The organism is Corynebacterium sp. KPL1995, assembly GCF_000477935.1.
Lineage (GTDB): Bacteria > Actinomycetota > Actinomycetes > Mycobacteriales > Mycobacteriaceae > Corynebacterium > Corynebacterium pseudodiphtheriticum.
In genome coordinates, this window is sequence record NZ_KI515715.1 from 667,051 (window position 1) to 678,309 (window position 11,259).

The following is an 11,259-nucleotide window of genomic DNA, read 5'->3' on the forward strand; positions in this document are numbered from 1 at the left end:
ATGACCGCACTGAAAATCCAGTCACCTAGGCAGGACGTGGCTCGACCAGCGTCGGCACGACCGGTCTCATCGCAGCCGGTACAAAAAGCCACCGCGTTGCTTGCTGCCTTGGTGCTGTGTTGGGTAGCCGCGTTTGCTCCACACGCCATGGCCCAAACTTTTGACCGTGGGCACGTTGACGTCTTCTACGTCACCTCACATGGTGGCGAACTCTCGCTGTCGATGAAAGAAGACATCACTGGTGGCGGAGTACAACGACCTGGCGACGACGTCGTCCTGCACGTCAGCGATGCTGCCTGGTCGGAAGCTACCGCAGGTGTCGATGGCATCGGCCAAGCGACGTACTTCCTGCCACAGTCACAAAACCATGAGGTGATCTGGCCGGGCTGGGATACCCAGCCGGTTGCAGCCGACGGCTACCAATCCATCGATTTCAACTTCCAAGAGGTTTCCGGCCCCGGCGAAGTCTATATTTTCGAAACCGAAGGTTTCGGTGGTATCAAATCTGTCACCGATGATGGCTCATATAACCTGCGTACCGGCTCTGTGATCAACCAGCCATACCCAGCGCATAAGCACATCAACTGGGCATTCACCCACCCGGGTACCTACCAGATGACGGTGTATGCCAGTGCCAATGGACAATCCAGTAACGCGGTGACTTATACCTGGCAGGTTGGCGGGGAATCCGGCGATGCACCAGCGCCTGCTGCACCCAGCGGAGGCCAAGCAGGTGGCCATGGTGGTGGACACAACAGCGGGGCAGGCCACGCAGGCAACCACCCTGCAGCTCCAGCTCCGCAGGGTGGAGGGGGAACTGCCCCAGGCCCACGTGCTGGTGGGGCACGCCCAGGCCCAGCACCGAAGGCAGCGCCACCGGCTGGATCATCCGGCGGTTCGTCGTCGGCAAGCAATTCCGGTGCCGGAAACGCACAATGCACCCCGGGCCTACAGCCGCAGATCAAAGACGACACCACCAGCCCGGCACAATGGCGTCCTGCACAAGGCGCGACGTTCTACTTGTCGTCGAATGCCGAGGTGAACCTACCCAGCAACGTGGGCACGGTGCCACAGGGTAAAGCTTGGATGATCGGAGCCACGCAGGTTGCCGGTGTTCCGTGGCTGGGTGCCAATACGCAACACGAATCGATGCACGAACACCTGGCATCCAGCGTGCGCTGGGATATTACTGGGTTTAGCGGACCAGGCCCAATGACCGTGTACTCACAAGGCCAATTGGGGCAGATCGTAGGTGAAGAATGGTTCCGCGCGGCTGGTGGCGGATACCAGGGCAGCAAAGCCATCCCGCGCAACACGCACGTGCACCCGAACTGGGTTTTCGGCGCGCCGGGACATTACCAGGTCAACATCACCCAGTCCGCGCAACTGAACAACGGCAAAAAAGTTTCTGGCAACGCGACGATCAACTTCGTGGTTGGGGGCAACAACCCTGGCGGAGCTTTTAGTGATGGCCACTTCGACCTGGGTGCGGTAGTGAACCCAGAAGGTGGCGAATGTGCCGGCGGTGGAGTTGCCGGTGGAGGAGCAGCCGGCGCTGCCGGTGGTGCAGGTGGAGACGCGGCTGCTGGCCAGGGGCTCAGCGAAGAAGAACTCGCCGCGCAGGGCTTGGCAGCCGACGGCACTCCGCTAGCAGCCGGTGGTTTTGGTGCCGGATTCGCCGGGCAGGATTCAAAATTGTTTAATATCGCTGCGATCGTGCTTGGTCTGGGGCTATTGTTCCTTGGCATCGCGGCAGCACATTATGCCGTGAAAAAGGCTAAATCTGCAGAAAACTCTGCAGAAAACACCGACGACCCCGGTGATGGTTCTGGAGGGCCTGGAACGGATGGTCCGAAACCACCGCAATCACCACAGCCACCACAAGCACCGCAGACCGCGATGATCCCGCAGGTGTAGTACCGCAAACCAGCTTGTAGAAAGATTGAGTATGAAACACCGCCGCACCTCCATATCCGCGCAGCGCACTGGCGTTGCGCGGTGGTCTGGTAGCAAAAAACTGGGCTTGGGCTTGGCTGCAGCTTTGGCGATCACGGTGACTGCAGGTGGTGCCTATGCTTTCAGCGGGGCAAACGAGACTACGCGCACGGTGGGCGCAGCGCAGAATGAACCGCACCAGCACCGCCTGCAGGTTGTGGCCACCACGCCTATTCTCGCGGACCTGGTTTCGCACGTCGCTGGCGAGGACGCACAGGTAACCACATTGATTCCGGCAGGCAAAGACCCGCACGATTTCGAACCGACCTTGCGCACTGTACGTGAGGTCGCCTACGCGGATCTGGCCTTTGCCAATGGTCTGTTGCTGGAGCCACCTGCGCTCGCGGAGACGCTACGGCAATCCACTTCGGGGGAAGTCGTCGAAGTGGCTGACCTTTCGCCGTCCTACGGTGCAGAGTTGATCCCGTTGGTGGAAAACGTGGCCCTGGATGCGGTTTGGTTGGGTTTGCGCGTCCAAGGCGCGGAGCAATCTAACTCAGTGAAATTCCGCATGACTGATGCCCAGGGCCCAGGCGATGTAGCCGCCTATATCGTTTCGACGTTCGGCACCCCGGAACAGATCTTCCCGTCGGATTCCGGCATTGATCTTCCCGCAAATGCCCACACGCACGTGTCCTGGGCATTTAGCGAACCCGGTACCTACAAGCTTAGTTTCGCGGCCCAAGGGCAGCCGGGTACCGAGGCAACACAGGAACAAACCATCACTGTTGCCGTCGGCGTAAACCCGGAAGAAGGCGCCCACGTTATCGATTCCGGTCACGTCGATATCACCGCAGATCTAGCGAACGGCACCATCAGTTTAAAAGACCACGACGCCCACTTTGATCCGGAAACCACCGTGCTCGCGATCCCGTCGTCGACGCTGCAAGCCATTCCCCCGGACCCGGCCTATCGCTTCCTGGGCCGGCCAGGCGCAGAAACTTACTTGCTGCCGCAAGCAGTGCTGGGCAAACACCTCCACGGTGAAATTGACCCCCATCTCTGGCACAACACCCGAAATGCTCGAGCTTACGTCGAGGTTATTGCAGAAAAACTGGCACAAGCCGACCCGTCGAACGGCCACCGCTACCAGCAGCGCGCCGAGGAATATAACCACCAGGTCCAGCTTGTCGACGAGCAACTGCACGCAGCCTACGACGCCATCCCGGAACACCGTCGCCACCTGGTCACTACGCACCATGGCTACACCTACCTTGAGCAGGGCTACGGCATTAATATCGCAGGTTTTGTTACCCCAAATGCCTCGATCGAGCCTTCCCCACGCGATGTGATTGCTCTGCAACGCACGCTGGACAACTTGGATATTCCGGCGGTATTCGTCGAGCCGAACTCTGCTGCCTCCACTTCTACATTGGAAGAAACCGCGCGCCGGGCTGGGGCGCAGGTGTGCACGATCTACGGTGACACCTTGGACAAGGACGTGCCGACGTATTTAGATCTGATGCGTTTTAACGCGAATGAAATCAACCGATGTTTGGCCAACAACCCGCCCCAACCAACCCCTCACACCAGTACAGATTCGAAATAACGAAAAGGAACTCTCATGTCACAGAAAACTTCGGTGCAAACTTCCCGCAAAGCCGCACTGCGCGCTCGTGCTTTTGGCGTAGCACTCGCTGCAGCCACCAGTATCGCTACTGGGTTTTTCCCGGCGACCCAACCAGCAGCAACAGCGCAGGGAAGCGATCTCTCGCAGGTGGTGAGCGGCGATGAAGCAATCGCTCCGGAAGGCGAAAAAGTGGTCATCGAATCCGGGCACGTTGATATCGGTGCGATGGTGATCGACGGCGAATTAGAAATTTTTGCCCGCGATGATCGGAACCATCCACCAGTGTGGCGACACTTAGACGACATTGTCTTCCAGCTGCGCGAAAACTCGGTGCAGACTCTGCCCGATAACGATGATTTCTCTTTCGTCGGCGCCGGTGCGAATGAACCAGCTTATGTGGTGCCACAAACTGAAATCGTGGATGTGCCGTGGTTGGGTTGGAATACCCAGTCCCCAGCTCTGACAGATAACGTACAAAACGGTGTGACCATGGATTTTGCGGGGCATGCCGGTCCGGGTGAATTTGCATTATTCCTACAAAACGGTGGTTTCGAAGCCCCTGATGTGCTCTGGTCGACGGCTGCTGGAAAAGCTGACGACTTTTTTGTAGAACTACACACCCACACCCACGCGAACTGGACGTTTACTGACCCAGGTGTGCATCAAATTGGTCTGCAGATTTCTGCTACTACTAACGATGGCCAAGAACTTTCTGCACAAGAAGCCGTGACCTTCGCGGTTGGCGAAGGGACCGACCCTGCCGAGGCACACAATGCAGTCTTTGACTGGGAAAATGCCTCCACCGGCTCTGGTGGCTTCCACATTTCTTGGTTGCTGGTCGGTGGCATCGGCATCGTAGTTGTGCTGGTAGCAGTTGGCGTCATTAGTCGCGGAAAGAAGAAATAAACATGCACCCGCTTATTTCCGTCGACAAGCTGCAAGTTTTCCTGGGCGGGCGCCAGGTAATTAGCGATGCCGCAATCGAGATCGCTTCCGGTGAATTCATCGGCCTGCTCGGGCCAAATGGTGCAGGAAAAACCACGTTTATGCGCTCCATTTTGGGGTTGGTCCCGGTGAAATCTGGGAATGTGCAGGTTAATGCTTCGATTGGCTATGTGCCGCAGCGGCACGACGTCGCCTGGGAGTTTCCCTGGAACGTTCGCAAAACTGTGCTTTCTGGGCGCACCGGTTTGATCGGTTGGTTTCGTCGTCCAGGCGCTGAGGATCACGATGCAGTGGAAGCTGCACTTGAGCTGACGAACTTGCAGGATCTAGCTCAGCGACCAATTGCGGAGCTTTCCGGTGGGCAGCGGCAGCGCGTGTTGTTGGCGCGCGCTTTGGCTACCCGCCCGGAGGTGTTGTTTTTGGATGAACCATTCACGGGGCTGGATGCGCCGAATACGGAAGGCCTGTTGGAGTTGTTTGAGCACTTGAGTTCACAGGGCACGAGCATCGTGATGTCCAGCCACAATCTGGCTGAAGCCGTGCATACTTGCCACCGCGTGGTGTTGTTTAACAAGGGGATTATGGCCGATGGGCCTGCCGACGAGATCCGCGCGAACCCACAGATCTGGTCCGAGACCTTCGCCGTCGCACCAAGCTCGCCGCTGCTATCTGCGATTGGGGTGGGGGCTAATGCCTAATTCTGTGATTTCCTTTCCGGAGTTCCTGATGGATCTCGCGAACCCGCAGCTGGATTTTCTGGCGCGTGCAGTGGCGATTTCCGTGATTGCTGCGATTACCTGCGCCGTCGTCGGCTGCTATGTCGTGTTGCGCGGTATGGCCTTTATCGGTGATGCGGTTTCCCATGCTGTGTTTCCGGGTCTGACCATCGCGTTCGCCCTGCAGGTTTCCGTACTGCTGGGTGGTGCAGTGGCCGGTGCGGTGGTTGCGATCCTGATTGCGTTGTTCTCGCAGCGGCAAAACGTCCGCGAGGATTCCGTGATTGGTATTTTCTTCGCTGCTTCCTTCGCGGTGGGCATGGTGATCATCTCCCGAACCGAAGGGTATACCGCCTCGCTGAGCAGCTTCCTCTTCGGCTCGCTCACTGGTGTTTCCAGCACTGATGTGTGGTTAGCCCTGGCGGTATCCGTACTGGTCTTGGCGACGATCGTCGTCATTGGCCCACAATTGAACGTGACGTGCCTGGACCGCGAAACCGCGCGTGCCATGAACATTCCGGTGCTGCTGATGGACATCGTGCTCTACCTGGCTGTCACCGCGGCGGTAGTGATCTCGGTGGGTACCGTCGGTAACATCCTGGTGCTCGCGCTGCTGATCGCGCCACCGGCCACCGCCCGCCTGATCACCGCAAACTTGACCACGATGATGGTGCTTTCGGCAACCTTCGGCGCGCTGGGAAGCTTCTTTGGGCTTTATATTGCCTGGGCATTCGATCTTCCGGCTGGCGCCAGCATCGTGCTGCTCCTTTCGGTCTGGTTCTTGGTGGTTTGGGCATTGATGCCGTCGATAAGAACCCTGCAGACCAGCAGAGCAGCGCGGGTGAGCAGACAGACAGCCAGCTAAAACGACTAATCAACATGAATAGCCAACCAGCTAGCTAAACCAGTCAGCTAATTCACAAAAATTAAAAATTACGAAATTTTATTTCTAACTTCCTTGGGAGGAACCATGAAATCCACGAACAGTGTGCACCGTATTCGCCGTTCGCGCAGCCCGCGCCGGTTCTCGAAGACATCTTTGAGCTTGGGTTTGACCATCGGCTTGGCGACGGCTGGCCTGGGCGCTGGAATGTTGGCGCCGTCGGCAAGCGCGCAAATCCACGAAATCTGCACCGCGTCGGAAGGTTGGACGCCGGATCACAAGATCACGCACGGCCACCAGGACATGACGGTTCTTTCGGGAAACGGATTAGAACCTGCACTGATTGATGATTCCTCCGGCGAGTCGTTGTCCTATGGGTCTGGGCGCAGCGTAGTTGAGGTCTCCAATGACCAGCATGTGAAACTCGATGCTCTGGGCATCAGCGGGCTTCCCGACGAAGGCTGGTACCTGCCACAAACGCAGTTACCCAACGTTCCATGGCTTGGTTTTTCCACGATGTATCTGGGCGACCACCTGGTGGAAGGTGAATCAGTGTCGATGAACCTGAACCTGAAGCAGGGCCCTGGTCGGATGATTGGTTGGCTTCCGGAAGGTTTCGGCAGCAACAAAATTGTGCTGGATTCCGACGATGCGGACGACGCCTGGCCGATCCCGTATAACACGCACGTGCACACCGGATTCGTGTTTGAAAAAGCCGGTGTGTATGAGGTGGGATTTGAATTCAAGTTGCCACGCGGCGGAACTAAGACCTTGGACGTGATGTTCCTGGTCGGTGACTACGACTGTGCTGATCGCGGATCAACGAGCACCGGCAATAATTCTGGTTCGAAGAGCAAGGGTACCAGCGGGAAACCTAAGACCTTTGGTGACCACTTAACCGCGATGGAAAAAGAAATCAGCCAGACGGAAAAGGCGATCTCGGGCATTGAGAAGTCGGTGCGTAAACTCGTTGCGCCTTTCACCAAGGAAGACGACAAGAAAGCGCCGAAGCCGAATGCTTCCGGGAAGCCAGGCGCGCCGGGTGCACCGGGAGCGCCAAACGCTGGTAATAAACCAGCTCCAGCGAAACCAGGTCAGCCGGGTGCTAACGGGGACGCTAAACCGGCCCCAGCCGGTGGGGGACCGAAGCCAGCTCAGGCTGCACCGAACGCTGGTGGAGGAGCAGCCCCAGCACCTGCTCCTGCACCGCGTAGTGGTGGGGCGAACACTGGTGGTTCGAGTGCCGCAATAGTTCCTGCCAAGGCTCCAGCCCCAGCGCCAGCGCCAGCCCCGGCACCAAGTGCTGGTGGTTCCGGGGCAGCTCCGGGCCTGGAAGCAGCTCCGGTAGAAGGTGCTGAAGGCGCAAACCTATCAGGTGTCGATGGTCAGGGTGATGCATTCGCCAGTGCTGATGGTGCTGCACAGCGTGGTGCCACGAGCGCGAACTACAAGCCGACCTCGTCGTCGATGAGCTTCTTCTCCGGCCTGATTCTTGGTTTGGGGGTATTCGCCTTCGCGTTGGGCATCGGTATTTATGTCGTGATGTGGCAGCGTTCCCGCAACAAATAAGTTGTTGGGAGGCGAGTAGCTTGCTGGGCCCGGAAGTAACCGGTGGGAGCACAAAGATTCCTGTCTAAACCCGAGGCCTAAACCTGGGAGCTAAATCAGGGATCTAAACCAGAGGTGTAAATTAGACCCACCCTGCGGCGCGCTATTATTGTCTATATTCTTACAGCGTTCAGTGAAAATACAACGCTGAGCGAAAAGACAACGCCGATTTAACAGATGACGCTGATCTAAAGTAGTGACACCGACCCGAAGAAGGCCCGACTCATGGCAAGCACAACTGGTTATAAGCCATTAAAGACGGTCTTTCATGCGAGTCGGCACGGTCATTCGGAGTTGGAGAAAGAACACGCCCAAAGACTCGATTCACCTGCGACTTTACAATGGGATTTCACCGTCGTAGGGCACCCGCTATTCCTGATGATGACCGTCGAGCTTGCCGCACTATTGGAAAGAATCTGGCACACTGAACTGCGAATTTCCGAAAAATGGGCGGCACTTCCGGGCATTGGACGACAGCACTATTTGCTGGGAATCTTAATCTCTGAAATTCGGGCGACAAATGCCATTGAAGGGATTTTTTCTACGCGGAAAGAAATCGCGTCTGCTTTGGAACGGCCCTCTACTACCGCCCACAAACGATTTCGGGAAATGGCTGGGCTGTACCAATCATTGCTAGTGCCAGATTCCGAGCGCATGGAATTCCCGAAAACCGTGCAGCAGTTGCGAAAGCTTTACGATGAGCTACTTGCGCACGAAATTGCCGCCGAAGACGCACCAGACGGGAAGCATTTCCGTCGGCAGGAAGTCACGATCTTCGATGGAACGAAAACGCTTCATCGGGCGCCGGGGGCGGAAGAAGATATCGAGCATAGAATGGGTACTTTTTTGCGCACCCAAGCTAGCACCGAGAATTCTTTGGTGCAGGCAATAGTGGGGCATTTTATGTTCGAATACACCCACCCGTTTTATGACGGCAACGGGAGGTTAGGGCGGTTTTTGTTGGCGTTTCGGTTATTGGATGTTCTGTCGGCGCCGACCGCAATGTCTTTGTCACACCAGTTTTCAGTGCAGCGGGCGAAATACTATTCCGCCTTCCAGCAGGCCGAGCAGTCACTGAACCGTGGGGAAGTCACATTCTTCGTTAAAGCAATCGCCGACCTCATTGGTGATGCTCAATTAGAGCTAGAAGAATCCCTCGACGAGAAGCGGGTGCAGCTTCTTAACTTGGAAGGCAAGATCGGGGGAGCCGAATTCTCGGATTACCAGAAGGCGTTTTTGTCGATTCTTGGGCAGGCGTTTCTGTTCGGCCCCCATGAGCCGGTGTACCTGCAGGAGATTGGGCAATACATGGGCAAACACTGGAATACTGTGCGACCAGTTGCACGCGAACTTGTCGCCCAGGGCGTCGTGCGGGAAGTTTCTAAGAAACCATTGTCCTTTGAATTGACAGAGAACGGGACCGCGATTCTCGGATTGCAGGAAGTCTAATGCGACGGCCGTAGTTTCTTAACCTAACCGTCGGCTTTAGTTCGTGCAGTCCCGAAAAATATCCGGCAAAAGTGGAAACACTACGGACAGCGTGTCGGTGACCGCGCCTGACGACGAGGCGCAGTTGATGATTAGGCTCCCGCCGCCGTGCTCGGTCATGCCGATGATCCCGCGGGACAGACCCGCCTTGGGTGAAGCTTCTAAACCACGCAGCAGCACTTGTGTTTCTAGGCCATGTAGGCGGGCGCTGACATATTTTTCCGTTACCTCTGGCGTGAAATTGGTGGCGCCAATGCCGGTGCCGCCAATGATCACGATGATTTCACAGCCGGCGACGAGGGCTGATTGTACGGCGTTATCGACGGGGGTGTAACCTTCTGTGACAACTTTTGAAAAGTGCAATTGCAATCCGTAATTTTTAATAAAATCTTGTGCAATTTCACCGGATTTATTGGTTTTATCTTTTTGTAAAACTCGGTCGGAGCTGACGATGATGGCAGCTAGTTTTGTACCCATATTCCGCCTCCAATTTCTTGAAAATGGGTGGTGATAAAAGTCATAAGGGAGTGTTATTTCCCCAGCTTAGGGCTACCTTAAGTGCCTTACCTGCAAGATTGTTCGCTATGCGAATTACGCAAGATTTGTGTGTCGTAATTTAATAAAAATTTAGCCGTTTCGGGTTTCCTTGATCGATTCATATACCACTAGATTGGGGGCATAGGCCCTACGACTAATGAGGATACAATGACTACTCTCGATACCTCAGGCAAAGTCATCCAGGGATGGGATCCGGAAAAATCCGATCACTGGGACTCCAAAATAGCCTGGCGAACACTGTGGATTTCCACCTTCGTTCTCGTTATTGGTTTTGCCACTTGGTACCTGGTCTCCGCAATTGCTCCACAGCTTAATGCAATCGGATTCGACCTGACCACTGCTCAGCTTTATTGGCTGACCTCCATTCCAGGCCTGGCCTGCGGTTTATTCCGCTTGTTCTTTATGTTCATGCCTCCCATCATGGGTACCCGCAAGCTAGTTTGGGTTTCTTCTCTGCTGTTCATCATCCCGATGCTCGGCTGGTTCTTCGCTGTACAAGACACTTCCACCCCGTACTGGTGGCTGCTGGTTCTTGCCTTTATGTCTGGTGTCGGCGGCGGCGTGTTCTCCGGATTCATGCCCTCGACCGGTTACTTCTTCCCGAAGCGTCTGTCCGGCACCGCACTAGGCCTGCAGGCGGGTATCGGTAACTTCGGTATTTCGTTCATCCAGTTGGTTGCTCCATGGTTGATGGGATTCACCCTGCTGGGTGTTGGTTTCGTGGCACCGCAGCGTACCGACGACGGCAACATTTTCGTGCACAACCCAGCGATTTTCCTGGTCCCATGGGCCATCGTTGGTGCAATCTTGGCGTTCACTCTGTTGAAAGACGTTCCGATTGAGGCGAACTTCCGCCAGCAGATCGACATCTTCGGCAACAAGAACACCTGGATTTTGACCGTTGTCTACATGATGACTTTCGGTGGATTCGCGGGCTTTGCAGCCCAGCTGCCACTGCTGATCAACCAGACCTTTGGTGCTGGCTCGGAATTCGCTGGTCAATTCGAAGATCTGCCGAACGGTGCTACTTTCGCCTTCCTTGGACCACTCATTGGCGCCCTGGTTCGCGCAATGTGGGGCCCACTGTGCGATAAATTCGGCGGTGCCATCTGGACGTTCATCGGCTGTCTCGGAATGACGATCTTCACCGTCGTCGCCACGTTCTTCCTGACGCCTACCCACCCAGATCAGATGTGGTGGTTCTTAGGCTCGATGCTGGTGGTCTTCTTCTTCACTGGCTTGGCTAACGCCGGAACCTTCAAGCAGATGCCGATGATTCTGCCGAAGCGGCAGGCTGGCGGTGTGATCGGTTGGACCGGTGCCACGGCAGCCTTCGGACCATTCATCGTCGGTGTCCTGCTTTCGATGCTGGCCCCAACGGTCTTCTTCATCGGCTGCGTTGTGTACTTCTCGATCACCACGGTGCTGGTCTGGATTTTCTACGCCCGCCCGAACGCACCGTACCCAGGATAAAGCGCCGTATACAGGATAAATAG

At 56.2% G+C, this 11,259-nt stretch carries 9 protein-coding genes; 8 read left to right on the forward strand and 1 reads right to left on the reverse strand.

The window, feature by feature from the left end; translation table 11 throughout:
• From HMPREF1292_RS02960 to HMPREF1292_RS02985, 7 genes are all read left to right on the forward strand, one after another.
• Entirely contained in the window at positions 1–1,917 is a 1,917-nt protein-coding gene (locus tag HMPREF1292_RS02960; RefSeq protein ID WP_023018682.1) for a TIGR03773 family transporter-associated surface protein, read from the forward strand.
• A 31-nt stretch (positions 1,918–1,948) separates the two neighbouring features.
• Complete coding sequence (locus tag HMPREF1292_RS02965; RefSeq protein ID WP_021353345.1) at positions 1,949–3,544, forward strand: anchored repeat ABC transporter, substrate-binding protein; 1,596 nt, start codon at positions 1,949–1,951, stop codon at positions 3,542–3,544.
• Between the two features lie 15 nt (positions 3,545–3,559).
• Positions 3,560–4,471, forward strand: coding sequence for a choice-of-anchor M domain-containing protein (locus HMPREF1292_RS02970; RefSeq protein WP_023018683.1), 912 nt, complete (start codon positions 3,560–3,562; stop codon positions 4,469–4,471).
• A gap of 2 nt (positions 4,472–4,473) precedes the next feature.
• Complete coding sequence (locus HMPREF1292_RS02975; RefSeq protein WP_021353343.1) at positions 4,474–5,208, forward strand: anchored repeat-type ABC transporter ATP-binding subunit; 735 nt, start codon at positions 4,474–4,476, stop codon at positions 5,206–5,208.
• Positions 5,201–6,091: an anchored repeat-type ABC transporter permease subunit gene (locus tag HMPREF1292_RS02980; RefSeq protein ID WP_021353342.1), complete on the forward strand. Its 891-nt coding sequence runs from the start codon at positions 5,201–5,203 to the stop codon at positions 6,089–6,091. The genes HMPREF1292_RS02975 and HMPREF1292_RS02980 overlap by 8 nt, the downstream gene beginning before the upstream one ends.
• 105 nt (positions 6,092–6,196) lie before the next feature.
• Positions 6,197–7,678, forward strand: a complete 1,482-nt coding sequence (locus tag HMPREF1292_RS10375) for a choice-of-anchor M domain-containing protein (RefSeq protein ID WP_023018685.1) — start codon at positions 6,197–6,199, stop codon at positions 7,676–7,678.
• 264 nt (positions 7,679–7,942) lie between these two features.
• Positions 7,943–9,166 carry a Fic family protein gene (locus tag HMPREF1292_RS02985; RefSeq protein ID WP_023018686.1) on the forward strand — a complete coding sequence of 408 codons (1,224 nt, stop codon included), beginning with the start codon at positions 7,943–7,945 and terminating at the stop codon, positions 9,164–9,166.
• Positions 9,167–9,202: 36 nt separating this feature from the next.
• Here HMPREF1292_RS02985 and HMPREF1292_RS02990 read toward each other — a convergent pair whose 3' ends face one another.
• Complete coding sequence (locus HMPREF1292_RS02990) at positions 9,203–9,682, reverse strand: molybdopterin-binding protein (RefSeq protein ID WP_023018687.1); 480 nt, start codon at positions 9,680–9,682, stop codon at positions 9,203–9,205.
• A 228-nt stretch (positions 9,683–9,910) separates the two neighbouring features.
• Between HMPREF1292_RS02990 and HMPREF1292_RS02995 the strand changes: the two genes are divergently transcribed.
• The gene (locus tag HMPREF1292_RS02995; RefSeq protein ID WP_023018688.1) at positions 9,911–11,236 is read left to right on the forward strand and encodes an MFS transporter; all 1,326 of its coding nucleotides are present in this window, start codon (positions 9,911–9,913) and stop codon (positions 11,234–11,236) included.
• Positions 11,237–11,259: the final 23 nt, after the last annotated feature.

What these genes read in the sequence shown, in the direction of transcription:
- HMPREF1292_RS02965 (WP_021353345.1), top strand. Translation starts at nt 1,949, where the DNA reads ATGAAACACCGCCGCACCTCCATATCCGCGCAGCGCACTGGCGTTGCG.
- HMPREF1292_RS02995 (WP_023018688.1), top strand. Translation starts at nt 9,911, where the DNA reads ATGACTACTCTCGATACCTCAGGCAAAGTCATCCAGGGATGGGATCCG.
- HMPREF1292_RS02980 (WP_021353342.1), top strand. Translation starts at nt 5,201, where the DNA reads ATGCCTAATTCTGTGATTTCCTTTCCGGAGTTCCTGATGGATCTCGCG.
- HMPREF1292_RS02990 (WP_023018687.1), bottom strand. Translation starts at nt 9,682, where the DNA reads ATGGGTACAAAACTAGCTGCCATCATCGTCAGCTCCGACCGAGTTTTA.
- HMPREF1292_RS02975 (WP_021353343.1), top strand. Translation starts at nt 4,474, where the DNA reads ATGCACCCGCTTATTTCCGTCGACAAGCTGCAAGTTTTCCTGGGCGGG.
- HMPREF1292_RS02985 (WP_023018686.1), top strand. Translation starts at nt 7,943, where the DNA reads ATGGCAAGCACAACTGGTTATAAGCCATTAAAGACGGTCTTTCATGCG.
- HMPREF1292_RS02960 (WP_023018682.1), top strand. Translation starts at nt 1, where the DNA reads ATGACCGCACTGAAAATCCAGTCACCTAGGCAGGACGTGGCTCGACCA.
- HMPREF1292_RS02970 (WP_023018683.1), top strand. Translation starts at nt 3,560, where the DNA reads ATGTCACAGAAAACTTCGGTGCAAACTTCCCGCAAAGCCGCACTGCGC.
- HMPREF1292_RS10375 (WP_023018685.1), top strand. Translation starts at nt 6,197, where the DNA reads ATGAAATCCACGAACAGTGTGCACCGTATTCGCCGTTCGCGCAGCCCG.